Source organism: Lentzea flaviverrucosa (assembly GCF_003350445.1).
In the GTDB taxonomy this organism is placed as follows: Bacteria; Actinomycetota; Actinomycetes; order Mycobacteriales; family Pseudonocardiaceae; genus Lentzea; species Lentzea californiensis.
The window spans coordinates 492,199-511,542 of sequence record NZ_QQAU01000001.1; the positions used below are offsets into that span (position 1 = coordinate 492,199).

The 19,344-nt window shown below is 71.4% G+C and carries 23 protein-coding genes and 1 pseudogene; 11 read left to right on the forward strand and 13 right to left on the reverse strand.

The genetic code is table 11. From position 1 onward, the window contains the following. Nucleotides 1–70: 70 nt before the first annotated feature. A complete protein-coding gene (locus DFR72_RS02475; RefSeq protein ID WP_090064229.1) occupies nucleotides 71–1,042 on the reverse strand; it encodes a Ppx/GppA phosphatase family protein in 972 nt (323 codons plus the stop codon). A 450-nt stretch (nucleotides 1,043–1,492) separates the two neighbouring features. Beyond that, entirely contained in the window at nucleotides 1,493–3,055 is a 1,563-nt protein-coding gene (locus DFR72_RS02480; protein WP_484169025.1) for an aminotransferase class I/II-fold pyridoxal phosphate-dependent enzyme, read from the reverse strand. Here DFR72_RS02480 and DFR72_RS02485 point away from each other — a divergent pair. Continuing rightward, entirely contained in the window at nucleotides 3,054–3,446 is a 393-nt protein-coding gene (locus DFR72_RS02485) for a hypothetical protein (protein WP_425459865.1), read from the forward strand. The two genes, DFR72_RS02480 and DFR72_RS02485, sit on opposite strands and share 2 nt — an antisense overlap. Nucleotides 3,447–3,519: 73 nt before the next feature. Here the strand turns inward: DFR72_RS02485 and DFR72_RS02490 are convergent, their stop codons facing one another. The 3 genes from DFR72_RS02490 to DFR72_RS02500 form a co-directional block, all read right to left on the reverse strand. Beyond that, nucleotides 3,520–4,317: a hypothetical protein gene (locus tag DFR72_RS02490; protein ID WP_090064227.1), complete on the reverse strand. Its 798-nt coding sequence runs from the start codon at nucleotides 4,315–4,317 to the stop codon at nucleotides 3,520–3,522. Nucleotides 4,318–4,515: 198 nt separating this feature from the next. Then, nucleotides 4,516–6,003: a PP2C family protein-serine/threonine phosphatase gene (locus DFR72_RS02495; RefSeq protein WP_245982449.1), complete on the reverse strand. Its 1,488-nt coding sequence runs from the start codon at nucleotides 6,001–6,003 to the stop codon at nucleotides 4,516–4,518. Next, nucleotides 5,991–6,713 carry a GAF and ANTAR domain-containing protein gene (locus DFR72_RS02500; RefSeq protein WP_090064226.1) on the reverse strand — a complete coding sequence of 241 codons (723 nt, stop codon included), beginning with the start codon at nucleotides 6,711–6,713 and terminating at the stop codon, nucleotides 5,991–5,993. Before DFR72_RS02500 ends, DFR72_RS02495 begins: the two co-directional genes overlap by 13 nt. A 297-nt stretch (nucleotides 6,714–7,010) precedes the next feature. Here DFR72_RS02500 and DFR72_RS02505 point away from each other — a divergent pair, with 297 nt between their 5' ends. The 4 genes from DFR72_RS02505 to DFR72_RS02515 all read left to right on the forward strand — a co-directional run bounded on the left by DFR72_RS02505 (nucleotide 7,011) and on the right by DFR72_RS02515 (nucleotide 9,018). After that, the gene (locus tag DFR72_RS02505; protein WP_342768627.1) at nucleotides 7,011–7,787 is read left to right on the forward strand and encodes an ANTAR domain-containing protein; all 777 of its coding nucleotides are present in this window, start codon (nucleotides 7,011–7,013) and stop codon (nucleotides 7,785–7,787) included. A 5-nt stretch (nucleotides 7,788–7,792) separates the two neighbouring features. Then, nucleotides 7,793–7,921 (forward strand): hypothetical protein, encoded by a 129-nt coding sequence (locus DFR72_RS47415; RefSeq protein WP_256238188.1) that lies wholly within the window; start codon nucleotides 7,793–7,795, stop codon nucleotides 7,919–7,921. Nucleotides 7,922–8,024: 103 nt separating this feature from the next. After that, nucleotides 8,025–8,390, forward strand: coding sequence for a hypothetical protein (locus tag DFR72_RS02510; protein WP_090064225.1), 366 nt, complete (start codon nucleotides 8,025–8,027; stop codon nucleotides 8,388–8,390). 61 nt (nucleotides 8,391–8,451) lie between these two features. Further along, the gene (locus DFR72_RS02515) at nucleotides 8,452–9,018 is read left to right on the forward strand and encodes a DUF2231 domain-containing protein (protein ID WP_245982451.1); all 567 of its coding nucleotides are present in this window, start codon (nucleotides 8,452–8,454) and stop codon (nucleotides 9,016–9,018) included. Nucleotides 9,019–9,055: 37 nt separating this feature from the next. Here the strand turns inward: DFR72_RS02515 and DFR72_RS45300 are convergent, their stop codons facing one another. From DFR72_RS45300 to DFR72_RS02540, 6 genes are all read right to left on the reverse strand, one after another. After that, nucleotides 9,056–9,214 carry a hypothetical protein gene (locus DFR72_RS45300; protein WP_170176099.1) on the reverse strand — a complete coding sequence of 53 codons (159 nt, stop codon included), beginning with the start codon at nucleotides 9,212–9,214 and terminating at the stop codon, nucleotides 9,056–9,058. 251 nt (nucleotides 9,215–9,465) lie between these two features. Then, entirely contained in the window at nucleotides 9,466–9,942 is a 477-nt protein-coding gene (locus DFR72_RS02520; RefSeq protein ID WP_211335269.1) for a MarR family winged helix-turn-helix transcriptional regulator, read from the reverse strand. Between the two features lie 4 nt (nucleotides 9,943–9,946). Then, entirely contained in the window at nucleotides 9,947–10,540 is a 594-nt protein-coding gene (locus tag DFR72_RS02525; RefSeq protein ID WP_090064223.1) for a nitroreductase family protein, read from the reverse strand. 21 nt (nucleotides 10,541–10,561) lie between these two features. Beyond that, complete coding sequence (locus DFR72_RS02530) at nucleotides 10,562–11,203, reverse strand: GTP cyclohydrolase II (RefSeq protein ID WP_090064222.1); 642 nt, start codon at nucleotides 11,201–11,203, stop codon at nucleotides 10,562–10,564. A 93-nt stretch (nucleotides 11,204–11,296) separates the two neighbouring features. After that, a complete protein-coding gene (locus tag DFR72_RS02535; protein ID WP_090064570.1) occupies nucleotides 11,297–12,004 on the reverse strand; it encodes a YqjF family protein in 708 nt (235 codons plus the stop codon). Between the two features lie 67 nt (nucleotides 12,005–12,071). Then, on the reverse strand, nucleotides 12,072–12,512 hold the full coding sequence (locus DFR72_RS02540; RefSeq protein WP_090064221.1) for a hypothetical protein: 441 nt from the start codon (nucleotides 12,510–12,512) through the stop codon (nucleotides 12,072–12,074). Nucleotides 12,513–12,649: 137 nt separating this feature from the next. Between DFR72_RS02540 and DFR72_RS02545 the strand changes: the two genes are divergently transcribed. The 5 genes and pseudogenes from DFR72_RS02545 (at nucleotide 12,650) to DFR72_RS02565 (ending at nucleotide 17,105) form a co-directional block, all read left to right on the forward strand. Next, on the forward strand, nucleotides 12,650–13,858 hold the full coding sequence (locus tag DFR72_RS02545; RefSeq protein ID WP_425459866.1) for a cytochrome P450: 1,209 nt from the start codon (nucleotides 12,650–12,652) through the stop codon (nucleotides 13,856–13,858). Nucleotides 13,859–13,861: 3 nt separating this feature from the next. Further along, on the forward strand, nucleotides 13,862–14,533 hold the full coding sequence (locus tag DFR72_RS02550) for a TetR/AcrR family transcriptional regulator (protein ID WP_090064220.1): 672 nt from the start codon (nucleotides 13,862–13,864) through the stop codon (nucleotides 14,531–14,533). After that, nucleotides 14,530–14,724 carry a ferredoxin gene (locus DFR72_RS02555; RefSeq protein WP_090064219.1) on the forward strand — a complete coding sequence of 65 codons (195 nt, stop codon included), beginning with the start codon at nucleotides 14,530–14,532 and terminating at the stop codon, nucleotides 14,722–14,724. The genes DFR72_RS02550 and DFR72_RS02555 overlap by 4 nt, the downstream gene beginning before the upstream one ends. Beyond that, the gene (locus tag DFR72_RS02560; RefSeq protein WP_090064218.1) at nucleotides 14,721–15,905 is read left to right on the forward strand and encodes an NAD(P)/FAD-dependent oxidoreductase; all 1,185 of its coding nucleotides are present in this window, start codon (nucleotides 14,721–14,723) and stop codon (nucleotides 15,903–15,905) included. The genes DFR72_RS02555 and DFR72_RS02560 overlap by 4 nt, the downstream gene beginning before the upstream one ends. Further along, nucleotides 15,902–17,105: pseudogene (locus DFR72_RS02565) on the forward strand (cytochrome P450). Before DFR72_RS02560 ends, DFR72_RS02565 begins: the two are co-directional and overlap by 4 nt. A 16-nt stretch (nucleotides 17,106–17,121) precedes the next feature. On the opposite strand, the gene DFR72_RS02570 reads toward DFR72_RS02565, so the two are convergent. After that, nucleotides 17,122–18,099 (reverse strand): NADPH:quinone reductase, encoded by a 978-nt coding sequence (locus DFR72_RS02570; RefSeq protein WP_090064217.1) that lies wholly within the window; start codon nucleotides 18,097–18,099, stop codon nucleotides 17,122–17,124. Nucleotides 18,100–18,129: 30 nt separating this feature from the next. Continuing rightward, a complete protein-coding gene (locus DFR72_RS02575; RefSeq protein WP_090064216.1) occupies nucleotides 18,130–18,753 on the reverse strand; it encodes an NADPH-dependent F420 reductase in 624 nt (207 codons plus the stop codon). Nucleotides 18,754–18,836: 83 nt separating this feature from the next. On the opposite strand from DFR72_RS02575, the gene DFR72_RS02580 reads away from it, so the two are divergent. Further along, on the forward strand, nucleotides 18,837–19,337 hold the full coding sequence (locus tag DFR72_RS02580; protein ID WP_245982452.1) for a MarR family winged helix-turn-helix transcriptional regulator: 501 nt from the start codon (nucleotides 18,837–18,839) through the stop codon (nucleotides 19,335–19,337). Nucleotides 19,338–19,344: the final 7 nt, after the last annotated feature.

Genomic DNA, 19,344 nt, shown 5'->3' on the forward strand with positions numbered 1-19,344 from the left:
CAGCCCTCCTCGGTCGGCATCGCTCCCGACACGGCTACCCCGGGACGTACCGCCGAACCACGCGACGACGTCAGGCGACGGCGACCAGGCCGGCGCCCGCGTGCTGCGGAGGCTGCTCCAGCAGGGTGGTCAGCAGCCCTTCCCTGGTGGACCACGGGCAGATGTCCACGACGTCGTGGCCGGTGGCCTCCATGAGCGCCCGCGCGGCGATCGCACCCGCCAGCGACTGGTGGGCGCGGTGCTCGGAGATGCCGGGGATCCTTGCGCGCTCGGCCGCCGGCAGTTTCGCCAGCCGGGGAATCCACTTCTCCAGGTCGGCGGCACGGAGCTGGCGCGCGACGAAGAGCCCGTCGCGTTGCGGGCGCGCGCCGGTCATGCGTGCCAGCTGCTGGAAGACCTTGGAGCAGCCCACGGCACGGCACCGGGCGCCGTCCGGAAGGCCGGCGGGGAGGTCGGCGTTGATCATCTGGACCAGGTCCGCCGTGGTGCGGCGCAGCCTCTTGCCGGTGAGCTTCTCCGACTCCCACTGCCTCGTCAGGGTTCTCGCTCCCAGCGGCAGCGAGTGTGCCGCCACGGGTTCCGTACCCTCGCCGACGGCCATCTCCACGGTGCCGCCGCCGACGTCGAGCACGGTGAGCGGTCCGGCCGACCAGCCGTACCAGTTCCGCGCGGCGAGGTAGGACAGTCGAGCCTCCTGCAGTCCGGACAACGTGCGCAGCTCCACACCGGTCCGCGCCGCCACCAGGTCGACGACCTCTCCGGCGTTGGCCGCGTCCCTGATGACCGAGGTGGCGAACGGGACGACGGTCGCCACACCGGCACGGCGGACTGCCTGCTGCGCCTGTTCGACAGCGGCGGCGACGCGCTCCATGCCCGCCGCGCTGATCCGCCCGTCAGAGTCGACGGCCTGGTCCAGCCGCAGCCTCACCTTGTGCGACACGACCGGGTGCAGCAGCGACCCCTGGTGGCGGTCGACCACGACCAGATGTGCGCTGAAGCAACCGACGTCGAGAACGCCGACCCGGCGGGGCTCCTCGGACACGCGCCATCACCTCGCACCTCGTCGTCAGGGCCCACCAGATACCCGGGATCGGGGCAGGCAAACGGAACTTCCTTTCACAGAACCGAAGTGGTTCGTTCCGCTTTCGGCGAGAATTCGCGGACCACGGTCGTCCCGCCGGCAGGACACGCGACGAGGCTGGTCGAGGCGGCACGGAGAACCGGTGGCGAGCACGCCTTGGCCGCCGTGCTGGACATCCCCCGGATGCTGCGCGATCCGGTGTGGCGGCGAGAAGACCCGGAGCTCGGCCGGGGATCGGGTGCGGTGCTCGTCCCCGGCTTCGGTGCCGGCGACACCAGCCTCGCACCGACCCGGATCTGCTTGCGGCGCCGGGGGTTCCGTCCCGCCGGCACCCGCATCGGCCTCAACGTGGGTGCACCACCGAGCTGGTGCACAAGGTCGACCGCAGGCTCGAGCAGCACGTCCGCGAGATCAGCGCTTGCGGGCCACCACCCGGAAGGACTTGAGCTCGGAGTCGGCGGGGTCGGGCAGTTCCATGCCGGCGTCCAGGCCGCTGCGCACGTAGTCCACGACGGCCTGGGTGATCACCTCGCCGGGCAGCACGGCCGGCGCTCCCGGCGGGTAGGGGGTGACCATCTCGGCGCTGATCCGGCCGGCCGCCTTCTCCGCCGGCACCTGCTCCACCTCGGCGAAGAAGGCGTCGCGGGGCAGCATCGCCGTCTCCAGCCGCAGCTCCTCCGGCGTGGGCAGGTCGACGGGCGGTGGCTCGGGCATGTCGTCGGCGGCCTTGACCAGTGCGCTCAGGGCGTCCAGGAGCACGGTCGCGGTCCGGTGGTCGTCCGCGTGGGTGAGCTGGGCGACGATGTGGCGGTGGTCGGACAGGCCGACGGTGACGCGCTGGTGCTCGCGCAGCCAGTCGGCGGCCTGGTAGCCGCTGATGTTCAGGCCGGCCAGGTCGACGACCACCTTGAGAGGGTCCAGGGCGTGCGCCAGGCCGGGGCCGGTGAACTCCTCCTCGCCCATGACGCTCAGCCCGGGAAGCTCGTTGATCGAGGCGCGGGTGGCGTGCGCCAGAGCCAGGGCGGCGGTGAACATGGCCTTCCCCTGCTGGACCATGTGGCGGCGCCAGCCGTCGAGGGTCGCGTACACCAGCGACGTGGGACTGGTGGTGCCCAGGAGGTCCTCGCGGTTCTTGAGCGCCGACGGGTCGACCAGGTCGCCCTGCAGGTGGAACACCGAGCTCTGCTCCACCGCGGCACCGGACTTGTGGACGCTGGTGACGACCACGTCGGCGCCCGCGTCCATGCCCCACTGCGGCAGGTCGGGGTGGAACGGCAGGTGCGCGCCCCACGCCTCGTCCACGATCAGCGGCTTGCCGAACTCGTGGCAGACGTCGGCGATGGCCTTGATGTCGCCGCACGTGCCGTAGTCGTTCGGCGTGACCAGCAGCATGCCCTTGGCCTCGGGTTCGGCCTCGAACAGCTCGCGCACCTCCTCAGCGCCCGGCGGGTGGGACAGGTGCCGCTCGGCGTCCCAGTGCGGGGACAGCCACACCGGCGACACGCCGCTCAGGATCAGGCCCGCCACCGCGGACTTGTGCACGTGCCGCGGAATGATGATCTTCTCGTGCGGTCCGGCGACCGACAGCATGGCGCTCTTGACCGACAGCGAGCTGCCGCAGGTGGAGAAGAACGCCTGGTCGGCGTCCACGGCGTCGGCCATCAGCTGCTGGGCCCGCTCGATGACGCCGTCCCGCATCAGCCGGTCGTCCAGGCCGTTGACCGAGATGACGTCCGAGGCGAACACCGCCTCACCGACGACGTCCAGCACGCGCGGGTCCACTCCCCGCCCCTGGCGGTGGCCGGGCGGGTTGAACGGGGTGAACCCCAGGTCGCGAAATGCCTGCAACGCTTCCAGCACGGGTGCTTTGCCGTGGTCCATGCGAACGGAGTAACCGGAACACCACCACTTGAACACTTCCCGCGCCATGATCGAGGCGATTGGGCGAACGCCTGCCGGGTACACGACGGTCATGGCGACACATGACATGGATTCGGGCGACGACCTGGCGTCCTACGCGCCGCCGCACGACACGGGACCACCCGACGCCGTCGAGACCGACCCGGCGGCGCTCAACAGCGCGGAGGACCTCGACGAGGACCGGCTGCGCCTCGACCCGCTCGAGGCCGGAATGGACCCGCCGGAACGGTGGAGCGGCGTGGACAAGTACGGCATGACGCCGTACGAGCAGGCCCATCCCCGTCCGCTGGAGGACCGGCTCGCCGAGGAACAGCCCGACGTGCCGGTCGCCGAGGCCCCGCTGGACGAGGAGGTGCGGTCGGAGGCCGCCGGACGCGGACAGCTCGCCGACGAACCCGGCGGCTCGGTGGCCGGCGCGGCACGCACGCCCGAAGACCCGATCTGACCTCGTTTCCGGGCGACGAGCACGGTCCCGTGTGGACGGAACCGTGCTCGTCGCGGGCGTGCACGTCGTCCGATCAGCTGTGAACGGGCTCGCGGGTGTGGCGGATGACCTGCACCGGCACCACGGGTCCCACTTCCTGCGCCTCCTCCGGCAGAGGACACAGCAGCGGTTCGGTGTCGGCCAGGAGTGCCTGTGCCGCACGGAGGTCCGCGGCGATGCGGTCGCGCTGCCCGCGCAGCGCGTCGATCCGTGTCTGCACGCGCCGCTGTTCCTCGGCCAGGGCGCGCATCGCTTCCGCGCGGCGCTGCGCCATAGCCTGCTCGAAGTCTGCCTCGATCTGCTGACGCAGCCGCGCGGCCTGTTCGTCGAGCTCGCGCCGGCGGCGTTCGGCCTGCCGGGTGGTCGCGTCGATCTGGCGGTGCGCGCGGTCCATGAGCTCGCGGTGCTCGGTCTCCACCTCCGCGCGCCGCCGATCGAGGTCGGCCACGAGCTGTTCGGCCCGATGCCGCACCCGGCCGGCGGCCCGCTCGGCGTCCGCCCAGTGCTGCTCGGCGGCCGCGCGGGCGCGGGTGGTGATCTCGTCCGCTTCGGCGTGGGCGAGTTCGGCCCGGCGGCGCAGGCGATCGGTGAGCGCGGCCGGATCGATCGGGGTGCGGCAGATCCGGTCGACGAGGGCACGCAGCTCCGCGTTCCGCGTGCGGGCTTCTTCCAGTTGCCGGGCAAGGGACTCCGCGTGGGCGAGGGCGGCGTCGCGATCGGCGGCGAGCAGCCTCAGCTCCTCCTCGGTCCCTCGTACGTAGTCCTGGACCTGGTCGCGGTCGTAGCCGCGCCGCCGCAGGTCGAAATCGGTGCGCAGCGGCAACAACTCCACTGCTGTCCTCCCTCCGGTCACCGGTGGCGTCCGGTGTCACTTGCCGAGAGCCCAACGATTTTCCGATCTTCTAGACGCACTCGCGCTCGCCGTTGTTCCCGGACGTGAGCCTCTCGGACTCGGTCATCCGGGTGATCCGTGCCACGGCCCGGGCGAAGCGCGGTGAGTCCGGAGTGGACGCTGCCGTGGCCGGCCTCGTCACAGCCCCGGTTCGCCGCTCTTCATCCAGCGGGCCAGCAGGATGGACGCGTCGTCCCGCAGCGCACCGTTCTGGTGCGCCAGCACGGCTTTGACCAGCCGCCGGGCCGTCTCCGGCGGTGGGTTCTGCGCCGCGGCCTCCCGTTCGAGGAAGTCCGTCAGCCGCCGCTCGCCGAAGAGCTCCCCGGCGTCGTCGCGCGCCTCGGTGATGCCGTCGGTGTGCAGGACCAGCCAGTCGCCGGGCTGCAACGTCTCCTCGGCGATGGTGAGCTCGCCGGTTCCCCGGCCGAAGGGCAGGCGCCGTCCGCCGGTGAGGCGTTTGACGACCTTGCCGGACCGCAGCACGAGTGGTGGCGGGTGGCCGGCGTTGAGGTACCGCAACCGCCCGCTGCCCAGGTCGAGCTCGGCCAGGACACCGGTGGCGAACGCGCCGTCGGGGAACTGGCCGGAGATCGTCTCGTCGATGGCGCGGGCCTGTTCGAACAGGCCGTGGCCCACGCGGCGGTTGCTGCGGCAGGCGGCCAGCGCCGCCGCGGCCACGAACCCGCTGCGCAGCGTGTGCCCGACGGCGTCGAAGATGGCCAGTGACGCCGTCGTCGGCGACAACGTGTAGTCGAAGGCGTCACCGCCGACCTCGTAGCAGGGCTCCAGCACGCCGGCGAGGACGAAGCCGTCGGTGGCCGCGGTGAGCGGGGGCAGCAGCTGCCAGATCAGGTCCGCCGCCGGGGCCCTCTGGCGCTGGAGGCGGATCGCGTCCAGGCCGTCGCCGTAGCCGGTGCTGATGGTGACGAGGTGGCCGATGAGCGTCGACAGCCAGCGGCACCACAGGTGCAGCTCCGGGTCGTGCAGGTCCGCTCCCCCCGTCGGAGTCACGCCCAGCACGCCGAGTCGTTCCACCCCGTCGAGCAGAGGCACCCACAGCTGTGGGTGGCCGCCGGAGTCGCTGGTGAGCGTCTGCACCGTGCGGAACGCCCGCCCCGGCAGGCTCGTGTCCACTCCGAGAGGGACGCGGTGCGGGTCTTCGGGATCGTGCAGCGGATGCAGGGTCTGCTGGTCGTAGTCGACGAGGTAGATCGCGATCCGCAGCCCCAGCGCCCTGCCCGCGCGCGCCGCGGCCGCGGGGAGGCGCTCCGGTGGCGCCTTGTGCATGCCGTCGAGCAGGCCGACCAGGCCCGCCAGCGGTCCTGTCCGCGGACTGCTGCCCCGTGCCGGGAAGGTGTAGGGCACCCGCTGCGGCCAGGTCAGCTCGTCGAGGCGCTCGTTGATCGCGTGCGCCAGCATGTCGCGTTGTAACGCGGGCAACGGCATCAGGCCGTGCAGGTACGCCTCGACCTCCATCAGCCCTGCCGCTCCGCCGAGAGCGAAGTACCGCGTCCACAACTGTTCCGGTGTCAGGCCGGCCCTGCTGAAGGCGAGCGCCAGCGCACGGCGCTGCTCGTCCTGGTGTGACGCCTGCCGGTCGGAGGACATGGCGATCAGCGGTCCCACCGGACGGTGGAGCGCAGGAGGGTGCCGGCCAGGTCGCGGAGCTTCCCGTTCTCCTCGCGGGCGTTGCGCGCCAGCAAGGCGAAGGCGGCTTCCTCGTCGACGTGTTCGCGCGCCATGACGATCCCCTTGGCGATGCTGATCATGTCACGGCCGCGCAGCGCGTCCGCGAGTGCTTCACTGAGCTTCGTCGCGTTCTCGAACGTCCGCACGTTGGCCACCAGGATGGCCGACTGCGCGGCGAACATCGTGAGCAGGTACTCGTCCCGTTCGCCGAACGCGCCCGGCTCGCGGCCGTAGACCTTGATCGCACCCAGTGCGTCGCCTCCCGCGACCAGCGGTGCGCTCAACGCCGACCGCATGGCCGAGTCCCCGGCAGCGGCTGACCAGCGCGGCCACCGGTCGTCCCCGGCGATGTCGTCGACCCTCAGCACGTGACGCCCTTCCCACGCCGTCAGGCACGGTCCCTCCCCCATCTCGTACTGCAACCCGTCGAGGTGTTCCACGAGCGGGTCGGTGGCCGCCGCGGTCGTCCTGCGGCCGTGCTCGTCGAGCAACGACACACCGGCGCCCGTCGCGCCGGGAAGCGCTTCCCCCGCCAGGGACGTCACGAGGTGCAGGGCCGTGCCGACCGTCTCCCGCGACAGCAGCAGGCCCGACATCCGCGCGGACACGGCCGCCAGTTCGTCGGCCAGCGGCAGGTCGTGGTTCATGGGCGTCGCACCTTCGGCACTGACTGGTCGCCTCTCCGGTGAAGGACGTGCACCGATGCCCACGGCTTCCCAGCCCCCACAGCTCCAAACCGCCAGGCGGCGCAGCGATGCCGGGCGCGCTAGGGTCGTGAGGTCTGTGGCCCTCCGTGCGCCGAGTCGCGGCACACGCCCCGGATGCGTTTTGCGGTGGACGAGCACACCCGACGTCGTCGCACGTGTTGTCCGGTTCAGCCATGTGCCGGTGGGAGCAGTCCCGCCGTGTGTTTCGTCTGGGAGTCCTCGTCAGTGGACGGGGAAATGACCATGGAGACGTCGAACCACGTTGACCGGCCGCTGCCGGTCGTGCTGGACGAGGTGACGACCGCACTGGAGCGCCTTTCGGAAGCCCTCAGCCGCGAGGACGACCTGCGGGTGCTGATGCACCAGGTCTGCGAGCAGGTCGTGCAGGCGGTGCCCGGTCTGGACGAGGCGACCGTGACACTGCTGGACGGCGGCAAGCCCTTCACCGCCGCGAGCACCAGTGAACTCGTGACCCGCCTGGACGGTGTCCAGTACGGCGCGGGCGCGGGCCCTTGCCTCGACGCCGCCGCGACGAGCCGGTTGGTACGGGCGACGATCGAAGAGGCGCAGGACCGCTGGCCCGCCTTCGGCGCCGAGTCCCGCGCCGCCGGGATGGGCAGTTTCCTGTCGGCGCCGCTGACCGTGGACGACGAGCACTTCGGTGCCATCAACGGCTATTCCCAGCAGGGCCACGGCTTCCACGAGCTGGACGCTCCGCTGCTGACCCTCTACAGCACCGCCGTCGAGACGGCCCTGCGCAGCCACAGCATGTACCTGCGGGCGTTCAAGCTCACCGAGCAACTGCGCTCCGCGCTGCGTTCCCGGGCCGTGATCGACCAGGCCAAAGGCGTTCTCATCGCCGTGCACGCGATCACCGCGGACGAGGCTTTCCGGCTGCTGGTCGAACGGTCGCAACGCGAGAACGTCAAGTTGCACGTGCTCGCCGACCGGTTCATCAACGACCTGATCGCCCACCGCGGCTCGACGGAGGCCGGATCCGGGCAGGAGGTGTGATGGGCATGCGGATCGCACTGGTGACCAGTCACATCGGCAGGACCTCCCGCGGAACCGTGGTCACCGGGCTCGCACGCGCGTTGGTCCACGGTGGGCACGACGCCGTCGTCTACACCCGCAGGGACGCGACGTAACTCGCAGAGCGTCAACTCACCGCTGACGGCTACGAACTGGTGCGCGTGACTCTCGGACCCGCCCGTCCGATGTCGGACCGACCTCCTCACGCTGCTCGGGGCGGTGCCTCCCGGCCACGTCCTGTTCGGCAGCGACGTGCCGTACTCCACGCCGACCTGGGGAGCGCATGCCACCGCCCGCGGTGCCCGGTACCTGGGGCTGAACCGCGCCCAGATCGCGAGCGTCATGGGCGGGCAGGCCCGCAGGCTCGTCGCCCGTGCCGAACCGGCGGACCTGGGCCCGGCTCTGCTGCCACGTCCGGCCGGATCACCCGCACCACGCCGTCTTCGACTCCGGAACGAACTGCTCGACCGCTACGAGAAGCACGTCCCACACCTCGACACCGGCAACGAGTACGCCGGGTGGGACCTGATCGCCACCGCGGCTCTGATCGTCCGCACCCCGGGCCCGCCCCTGCCCACGACCTGATGGTCGTTCACCGGGATGGGTGGTGCGCGGCGGGGTATCCGCAGCCATGAACCTTCATGAGGTGTTGCGGAAGGTGGAGGACCTGCGGGCCGCTGACCGGCCGGCGGCCTCGGTGGCGGCGGTCGCCCGGCGGCTGCTGCGGCCACCAGGTCTCCGTCAGGTGTTGCGCGGGTCCTGGCTCGGCCATCCGCTGCATCCGCTGGCGGTCACCGTGCCCATCGGTGCCTGGGCCTGCGCGTCGGTGCTGGACGCCCGAGCGGGCAACGAGGGGGCGTCGCGGCGGCTCACCGGCATCGGACTGGCGGCGGCACCACCGGCCGTCCTCCTGGGGCTGGCGGACTACGACCGGTTGAACCGGCGGCAGCAGCGGGTCGGCGTGGTGCACGCGATCGCCAACACCGCCGCGCTGGCCTTCTTTGCCGCGTCCTACGCCGCGCGACGGCAGGAGGCGCACGCCAGGGGGAAGGTGCTGAGCCTGATCGGCATGTCGGTGCTGGGCGTCGGTGGCGCGCTCGGCGGGCACCTCGCCTACGCCCAGGGTGCCGGTGTGTTCCGCTGGCAGCGCCCGGCGGAGGACGACAACGTGTACGCCTTCGAGACGCGGCGGTCCGCGCGACGCGTCCGATGACCGTGTCCGGACGCGCCGTTCTCGTCCTGAGCAGTGGTCAGCCGTCGTCGTCGCCGTAGCGGCCGCCGCCGTCCAGACCGGCGCCCGGACCGCTCGACGCCTGCTTCGACGCCTCCTCCTCGGTGGGCGTCAACGGCGCACCGCTCTGCTCCTCCGCGGCGCCGCGTTCGACGTCGTCATGCTCTGGTTCGGTCACAACGCACTCCTTTCCTCGGTGTCGGCCTCGTCCGTCCCGCCTCCTCCAATGAGGTGCGGCTCGCTTCGTCGTGGTCCTGCTGAGGGTTCTGCCGTCCGGTGTTCGTGCCGGTCGGCTACCCCGGCACCGCCCGGGTGAACGTCCGCCCGGGGTCGAAGGCGGAAGACCGAGCGGACGCAGTCGTCCTCCTTCGCCGGCCGGACGCTGACTCGACCTACCGGGCGCTGCTGAGAAGTGCCCGGCGGCAGCGGTCACAGATCGGTGAGGGACGGGAGGAGCTTGGCGGTGATCTCGCGGAGGCGGGCGACGTCGTCGTCGGTCAGGTGGTCGAAGACGAGGCGGCGGACCTCGGCGACGTGACCGGGTGCGGCGGAGCGCAGGAAGTTCCAGCCTTCGTCGGTGAGTCGCGCGACCTGGCCGCGCTTGTCGGTCGGGCAGGCGGACCGCTCGACCCAGCCGCGTTCCTCCAGCACGGACACCGCGTGCGAGAGCCGGGTCGTGGTCGTGCCCGCCCTGCGCGCGAGCTGTGTCATGCGCATGCTGCCGTCGCGCTCGGCGCTGAGCATGGTCAGGACGCGGTAGTGGGCGTGCGGCAGGCCCGCGTCGTCACGCAACTGCCGGTCCAGCGCGGTCGGCAGCAGCATCAGCACCTGCGTGACGTTCAGCCAGGCGTCCATCTCGGCGCTGGTGAGCCATCGTGGTTCGGCTGCGGGTCGTGCGTCGGTCACCACGTCATCCTGCCTGCTGTGGCCGCACCGGGAGCAGCAGCTCGCCGACGGGCAGGCGCACGCGTGCGGCGGTCTCCCTCTGTGCGAACGGTTCGGTGAGCCGGGCGGGCTCGCTGCGCAGACCGATGGCGACGACGACCAGCGGCGTCACGCCGGACCCCGCGAGCACGGCGGCGAGGCGGTCGCGGTCGAACCCGCCCATCTGGTGCACCGCCAGCCCTTCGGCCTGGGCCTGCACCGACAGGTGCGCCACGGCCTGGCCGGCGTCGTAGACCGCCCACGGTTGCGCGGCGCCGTCGGCGCCCGTGGTGCGCGCCGCCACGACGACCAGTGCCGACGCGGCCCGCGCCCACACCTGGTTGCCGCCGGCCAGGGTGTCGAGCACCGCCGCGTGCTCGGCGGTGCCGCGCCTGGTCACGGCGAAGCGCCACGGCTGGGTGTTGGACGCGCTGGGCGCCCAGCGGGCGGCTTCCAGCAACGCGGCGAGCTGCTCGTCGGTGACCTCGTGGTCCGGGTCGAACGCCCGGGAGCTCCACCGCGCCGCCAGCAACGGGTGCAGCGGCACCACCGTCGGCGCGATCTTGTCGAGCGTGGTCATGTCGTTCCCTCCCAGGGGTGGTCAGCCGGCCAGCGGCAGGTCGATGGTGTGGTGGGTGTGGGCGACCTTGGCCGACAGGTAGGCGGCGTTGGCGGCGGTCAGGTGCACGCCGGTCGGGACGCGGCCGGCCACCCGCACGCCGAGCGCGTCGAGCTGCAGCGCCTTGTCGGGGTTGTTGCTCAGCAACCGGATCCGGTCGGCACCCAGCGCGTGCAGCATCTGCGCCGCCGCCGAGTAGTCGCGCTCGTCCTCGCCGCGCCCGAGCGCCAGGTTCGCCTCGTAGGTGTCGAGCCCGGCGTCCTGCAGCGCGTACGCGTCGAGCTTGGCGTACAGCCCGATGCCGCGGCCTTCCTGCCGCAGGTAGAGGAGGAAGCCGCCCTCGCCCGCGATCCGTTCCACCGCCTCGCGGAGCTGAGGACCGCAGTCGCAGCGCTGGGACCCGAACACGTCGCCGGTGAGACACTCGCTGTGCGGCCGCACCAACGGCGCGTCGCCCCCGGCCACCGCCGTCCGCCAGTCGCCGAGTCCCAGAGCCAGGTGTTCGAGGCCGTCGACGAGACCGGTGAAGGTGAAGACCTCCGCGGTGGTGGCGTACCCGTCCGGGAACTCCAGCGGCACCGTGACCTGCGTGCGCACCGTCGCCTTCAGCTCCGTGCTCGTCATCCAGGCCTCCGCGTTGTTGAAGCTTCACGTACTAGTCTGCGACCTCACTATTGAAAGTTCAACAAACTCGGGCATGGTCCTGATCACAGGACTTCAGGCCGCGCAGGACGGAACACCGAACCTGGCCTGCACGCCCGGCGAGTACAGAACACTCATCGGCTCGCCGAAGACCTGGATCGCCGCCGAAGCCACGAGGTCGTCGTCGCAGCGGACGATCGTGGCGCGACTCAGGTCCCACGGAGCGTGATGGCTCGGCAGGTATGTGGTCCGGCCGAGCAAAGACGTGTGCAGGCCCCACCTGGCCGTCAGGAACTCCTCCAGCGGACTCGGCCGGACGATCCGCTCCCCCGCCCGCACGGTGAACGTGCTCGTCACATCCGGACGATGAGGCCACCTGCGCCTGCAGGTGTAGGTGACCTCGTCGCCGTCGCGGCGCACCGCCATGTCCGACAGCATGTACGGCAGTCCCGCGAGAGCCCGTGCACCCAGAACGAACGGCAGGCTCGAGGCGTCCATCGAGAGGAACACGACACCACGCCGTCCCCGCCGGTCGACCGTGTACAGCCGGACGTTGGTCTCCGGGAAGCTCCAGCGCCCGGTCAGCGCGGGCCAGCCCAGCGGGCACAGGCGGAAGGCGACCAGCCCGACGAACGTGTCACCGCCGACCACGTCCGGGCTCGTCCCCGCAGGCAGCAGATGTTCCACCGCCACAGGACAAACCCGCCAGTGCAGGAACGTCACGTCGGTCCACCACTGCGTCAGCACCGACCGGTCGACGCGCCGCGGTGAGCCGAAGGTCATGCGCTGATTGAAGCGCAGCACAGCTGAGAGTCCGCGCCGAATTCCTCAAGCGACGCAACTGTTCCGGTCAGCGGCGTCCCGCAGCCAGGACGACGAGGAACTGGCCACCACCCGGCTCGACGGCGGCGGTCACCGGCAGCCCCGGCACCAGCCGGGAGAACCGGTCCACCAGCCACTCCGCCACCTCGTGAGCGTCCTTTCTGGTCGGACAGCGGCCCACCATCTCGCGGCCCCCCTTGCGTTCCAGCCGCCCGGCCACGGTGATCAGCGGCGCGGGTTCGGCCACGTGCAGGTGGTCCGGCCAGGCGATGACGACCTTGACCGCGCCCTTGCGGCTGTTGCACCCGCGGTGCGCCAGCCGTTCGGCGACCTTGGCCTTGCGGTCGGCCGTTCTGCTGTCGACGCTGGGTCCTCGCCCGTCGTTCACCGACATGTCGGGGTCGACCGGTTCGTCGCACACCCAGCACCGCCAGTTGTCGCGCTCGGCCACGTCATCGAGTTGACTCACCTGCGCAAACTAGCCTGCCCAACCCTCGCGACCCCGCGGCGACCTGCGCTTTAAGTCAGTCGCTTGACTTAAAGTCGCCTGATCTCCAAGCTGTGGGTGAGCGGCCGAACACGGGCCGCAGCGAGAGGAGGCGTTCGTTGACGCAGGTGGAAGAGCCGTTGCGGTACCCGATCCCCGCCGGGAACGCGTTGGACCCGCCCGAGGAGTGGGCACGGCTGCGTGATCGGTGCCCGGTCGCGCACGTGACGCTGCCCAGCGGTGACGGGGCCACGCTGGTGACCCGGTACGACGACGTCAGGCAGGTGCTGTCCGATCCTCGCTTCACCAGGACGGGGCCGGGCCGCGGCGCCAGGGTCTCCGCCGAGGACGGCGGGGTGTTCGACAGCGAGATGGCGTCGGTGCTGCCGCAGCACGGTCCGGAGCACCTGCGCTGGCGGCGGATGATCGGCAAGTGGTTCACCGCCAAGCGGATGAACGCCCTGCGGCCCGGCATCGAGGCGATGGCCGAGCGGCTGGTCGACGACATGGTCGCCCAGGGCGGACCGGCCGATCTGAAGGCAGGCCTGGGTTTCCCGCTGCCGGTCTGGGTCATCTGCGACATGCTCGGGGTCCCGGACGCCGACCGCGACAGGTTCGCGCACTGGTCGGACATGTTGCTCAGCATGACCCGCTTCTCCCAGGAGGAGATGAGGGCGGCGCACGCCGAGTTCGGTGCCTACCTGGCGGCGCACATCGCGGCCAAGCGGGCGGAACCCGGCGACGACATCCTCAGCGCGCTCATCGCGGAGACCGACGCCGAGGGCAACCCGCTCTCCGACGTCGTCCTCATCTCCACGGGCATCGGGCTGCTGGTGGCGGGGCACGAGACCACGGCCAACATGATCGCCAAGATGGTCGCGATGCTGCTCGCCGACCGGAGTCGCTGGGAAAGGCTACTGGAGGACCGGTCGCTGGTGCGCACCGCCGTCGAGGAGGCGTTGCGGATGGACGCCAACTCCGGTTTCGGCATGGTGCGCTACTTCGACGAGGACGTCGAGCTCGCCGGAACGGTCCTGCCCGCCGGTACGACGGCGGTGTGCAGCATGGCCGCGGCCAACCGGGACGAGAGCGCCTTCGCCGACGCCTCGGAGATGGACCTGCACCGCAGCCCGAACCCGCACCTGGCCTTCGGCGCCGGCGCGCACGCGTGCATCGGGCAACCGCTGGCGCGCACCGAACTGCAGGCCGTGCTCGACGTCCTGCTGCGCAGGCTGCCCACCCTGGAACTCGCCGTAGGCGCCGAAGACCTGCGCCGGGTGGAGGGGCTGGTCGTCGGCGGGCTCACGGAGCTGCCGGTGAGGTGGTGACCCGTGACGAGTGAGGCCACCAGGACCGGGCGGGCGCAGCCGACCAGGGAGCTGATCCTGACCGCGGCCGAGCGGCTGTTCGCGGAACACGGCGTTCTCGCGGTGTCCAACCGGCAGATCAGCGAGGCCGCCGGGCAGGGGAACAACACCGCGGTGAGCTACCACTTCGGCACCAAGGCCGACCTGGTGCGGGCGATCGCGCGCAAGCACTCCACCTCGATCGAGGAGATCCGGCGGCGCTGGGTGGCCGAGACCGGCGACAGCACGAACGTGCGGGACTGGATCGCCTGCCTGGTGCGCCCGGTGGCCGAACACCTCGAGGCGGTGGGCAGCCCGACGTGGTTCGCCCGGTTCGGCGCGCAGGTGATGACCGACCCCACCTTCCGGCCGATCATGATCGACGAGTCGCTGTCGTCGCCGTCGCTGGTGCGCATCCTCGAGTCGCTGAACCGCTGCCTGCCGGGCCTGCCGCCGCAGGTCCGGGCCGAACGCGCCGACATGGCGCGCCAGCTGATCGTGCACATGTTCGGCGAGCGCGAACGTTCCCTCGCCGAAGACACCACCACACCCCGGCACACGTGGAACTCCGCCGCGGCCGGACTGATCGACGCGCTCGCCGGGATGTGGCTCGCACCCATCTCCCCCAGCGGGCCGCGGGGGAAGGACGAACGATGAAGGTGACCGTTGACCAGGAGAAGTGCTGCGGCGCAGGCACGTGCGTGCTGCTCGCACCGGACGTGTTCGACCAGCGGGACGAGGACGGGATCGTCGTCCTGCTCGACGAGGCGCCGCCCGTGGAGCTGGCGGACGTCGTCCGCGAGGCCGCCAGCGTGTGCCCCGGCGTCGCGATCACGGTGAACGAGTGAGCGCTCCGGACGGCGTGCTCGTCGTCGGGGCTTCCGCGGCCGGTCTCGCCACCGTGGAAGCCCTGCGGCGCAAGGAGTACCGCGGCCCGATCACCGTGCTCGGCGCCGAGCGGCACCTGCCGTACGACCGCCCGCCGTTGTCCAAGCAGGTCCTCGCCGGCACCTGGCTGCCGCAACGGGCTCGGCTGCGTCCGTCCGAGGTGCTGTCCACCTTGGACGCCGATTTCGTCCTCGGCGACGCCGCCGCGGGTCTGGACGTCCCGGCACGGACCGTCCGCACGGCCTCGGGCCGGGAGTTCACCGCGGAAGCCGTCGTCGTGGCCACCGGGTTGCGGGCGCGCACTCTGCCGGGCCAGGACGGCCTCGCCGGAGTGCACGTGCTCCGCACGCTCGACGACGCCCTGGCCCTGCGTGAGGACCTGCTGGCCGGCTCGCGGGTCGTGGTCGTCGGCGACGGCGTGCTGGGTACCGAGATCGCTGCCACCGCAAGGATGATGGGACTCGCCGTCACGATCGCCGGACCGCAGCGCGCACCACTGGCCTACCAGTTCGGCGCGCTGCCGGCACGCCTGCTGGCCGGCCTCCACACCTCGAACGGCGTCGAACTGCGGCTCGGCGCCGGTGTCACCGGCCTGTCCTCGCACGAGGGCCGGGTGACCGGCGTGCGCCTGGAGACCGGCGAGGTGCTGCCGGCGGACGTCGTCGTGGTGGCGTTCGGCGCCGCTCCCGCCGTGGACTGGCTGGCGGGCAGCGGGGTGCCGCGTGACAACGGGGTCGTGTGCGACTCGCGTTGCCGGGCGGCGGAGGGGATCTACGCCGCCGGTGACGTGGCGCGGTGGCACCACGAGACGCTGGACGTCCTGCTGCGCCTGGAAAATCGCACCAACGCGACCGAGCAGGGCATCGCGGTGGCCGGCGCGATCCTCGGCGAGGACAGGCCGTACGCGCCCGTGCCCTACTTCTGGACCGACCAGTTCGACGTCAAGATCCAGGTGCACGGCGTGCTCGGCGCCGGCGCCGAAGTGACCGTTGTGGACGGTGATCCGGCGGACCGCCGCTTCGTGGCGACGTACCGCCGCGACGGCGTCGTCACCGGCGTGCTCGGCTGGAACATGGCCAAACAAGCCCGTCTGCTGCGGCAGGAGATCGGGAAATCGGTACTCGTGGGAGGAAAGTCGTGACGGGCACCATCGAGACCTTTCCAGGGGTGCGGGCGGAGCAGTGCCCGTTCGACCCGCCTCCGGCCATCCAGTCGTTGCAGCAGGAGACGCCGCTGACGCGGGTCCGGCTGCGCAACGGCACCGAGGCGTGGCTGGTGACCAGGTACGCGGAGCAGAAGGCGCTCCTGACCGACGCCCGGCTCAGCTCGGACGCCACCCGGCCGGGCTACCCGATCGAGGTCGACGTCTCGGCGGGCGGGGGCACCCCCATCAGCTTCATCCTCATGGACGACCCCGAGCACGCCCGGCTCCGCCGGATGGTGACCTCGTCGTTCACGATCAAGCGGATCGAGGCGATGAGGCCGGGCGTGCAGAAGATCGTCGACGACCTCCTCGACGACCTGCTGGCCGGCCCCAGGCCCGTGGACCTGGTGCAGGCGTTCGCGCTTCCGGTGCCGTCACTGGTGATCTGCCGGCTGCTCGGCGTGCCGTACGACGACCACGAGTCGTTCCAGGAGAACAGCTAAGGTCCTCATCAACCGCGATGCGACCGGGGACGAGCGGCGCGCCGCGGGCGGCAGGCTCTTCCAGTACCTGGACGGCCTCGTCGGCGAGAAGATCGAGAATCCCGGCGACGACCTCCTGTCCAGCCTGGTCGAGCGGATCGAGAAGGGCGAGCTGACCCGTCCGGAAGCGGTGCAGATGGGCGTGCTCATGCTGCTCGCCGGCCACGAGACCACCGCGAACATGATCGCGCTCGGCACCCTGGCACTGCTGGAGCACCCGGACCAGCTGGCGAGGCTCCGCGAGTCGGACGACCCCGCTTTCGTGTCGTCCGCCGTCGAGGAGTTGTTGCGCTACCTGCACATCACCCACAACGGCCGCCGCAGGGTAGCGCTGCAGGACGTCGAGATCGCCGGCGAGACCATCCGTGCGGGCGAGGGCGTCATCATGGCCGGCGACATCGGCAACCGCGACCCGTCGGTGTTCCCGGACCCGGACCGGCTCGACCTCGGCCGCAACCCCCGGCAGCACGTGGCGTTCGGCTTCGGTGTGCACCAGTGCCTCGGCCAGCCGCTGGCCCGGATGGAGCTGCAGGTCGTGTACAGCACGCTGTACCGGCGGATCCCGGCCCTGCGGCTCGCCACCGGGCTGGAGAACATCCCGTTCAAGCACGACGGCTCGGTGTACGGCGTCTACGAGCTTCCCGTGACCTGGTGACGGTGGCACGAGCCCGTCAAGCGACGGTGACGAGCATCCGGCCGCGGTCACCGGCGTCGACCCGGTCATGGGCCGCCGCGATCTCGTTGAGCGGGAACGACTTCCCGACCTCCACCCGCAGCGCGCCCATGGCGGCCGCGGCGGTGAGGTCTCGAGCTGCGGCTCGTTTCGCGGCCGCCGGGAAGTCGTCGCTGCCGAACAGCCGCACGGTGACGTTGGCGAACAGCAAGGGCCAGAACGGCAGTTCCGTGCGGTCGGACCGCGTGCCGTAGGCGGCGATGATCCCGTCGTTCGCGACGACGGCGACGTCCAGGTCCGCGTTGTCGGACAACGACACCTCGACGATCCGGTGGACCCCGTCCGGCGCCTTCGCGCGGATCTCCTGGGCAGCGGCGGGGTCGTCGAGCGCTACCGCGTGTGCGACGACCGCGGGGTCCACCAGGTCGAGGTCGCTGGTCTTCCTCACCGTTCCCAGGACCGTGGCGCCTCCCCACCGTGCGAGCTGCGCGGCGAGTGAACCGACGCCGCCGAGGACGCCCTGCACCAGCACGGTCCGCCCGTCGACCGGGCCGTCGGCGAACACCGTGCGGTGGGCCGTGATGCCGGGGATGCCCAGGCTCGCGGCCAGTTCGTCGGTCACGTGGTCCGGCAACGGCACGGCCAGGTGTTCGGGCACCACCACGTACTGCGCGGCCGTGCCGAACGCCCGGTACGACTGTGCTCCGTGGACCCACACCCGCCGGCCCACCCGGCCGGTGTCGACTCCGTCGCCGACCGCGTCCACCACGCCGGCGGCGTCGCTGTGCGGGACGACGCGCGGGAACGGCATGGAGGAACCCAGCCAGCCACGCCGCTTCTTCGTGTCGCCCGGGTTCACCCCGGACAGCCGCACCTCGACCCGCACCTCACCGGGACCGGGCTGCGGGTCGGGCAGTTCCCCGAACTGCAGGACCTCGGCGGCGGAGCCTTGCCGGTCGTACCAGGACGCGAACATGGTTGCTCCTCAAAGCGCGTTCGGTCCTTTTCAGACGGTCGGACCGGTCAGGCGCCACCCACTCTGCCAGGTCCAGCCGTTGCGCGCGTTGAGGGTGATGTTGAGGAACGCCAGCTCCTCCAGCGAACGGGTCATCCGCAGACCGCCCGCGTCGATCGGCCGGAAACCCAGCGAGGTCAGCAGTTCCGCCACGACCTGCTTCGCCTCTTCGTCGTCACCGGCGTAGTAGCCGTCCAGCGGCAGGCCGTCCTCCCTCGCGGCACCGAGCCGGGAGGCGAAGACCGTGTTGAACGCCTTGACGAGCTTCACTTCCGGCGCGACGGCGGCCAGCTGTTCGGCGTGGCTCGTCCCGCTGGTCGTCAGGTCGCTGTAGGTCTCGTTGACGGGGTTGGTGGCGTCCACGACCACGGCGGTCGTGCCCTTGAGCTCGGTCAGCACGCCGGCCGCGACGGCGGCGGGCACCGCCAGCACCACCACGTCCGCGCCCCGGGCGGCGTCCGCGGCGGTGGCCGCTGCCGTGCCGCCCACCAGCTCGGCCACCTTGACCGCGTTCTCCTCGTGAGCGGCGGCGACGGTGACCTGGTGTCCCGCGGCGGTGGCAGCCCCGGCGAACCCTGATCCGACGTTGCCCGCACCGATGATCGCGACGCGCATGACAGCCTCCAATTAGTTCAAATTTGAACTTTCTGCCACCGACACTAGGAGCGAATGGTTCAAGCGTCAAGTAAATTGGGGATGTGACCCCGGACGCGAAGGGCCCGCGCTGGCTGACGGCGGAGCAGCGGCTGGCCTGGCTCGACATGGTGCGCGTGCTGACGCGCTTGCCCGCGACGCTCGACGCCCAGCTGGAACGCGACGCCGGGCTGTCGTTCTTCGAGTACCACGTGCTGTCGATGCTGTCCGAGGTTCCCGGCCACACCCTGCGCCTGAGCCGGCTCGCGCAGCTCACCAGTTCCTCGCTGTCACGCCTGTCGAACGTCGTGAAGCGACTTGAAGGCCGTGGCCTGCTGTGCCGGGAGCCCGATCCTGACGACGGCCGGGCCAGCCGCGCGGTCCTCACCGCCGCGGGCACGGCCGCCGTCGAACGAGCCGCGCCCGGTCATGTCACCGCGGTCCGCGAGCTGGTCGTGGACCCGTTGGACGCGACGCAGCTGAGCCAGCTGCACGCCGCCCACGAACGCATCCTCGGCCGGCTCGACCCCGCCTCCTCCAGCCGGCCGGAGTGGCTGGAGACCTGACCGCGGT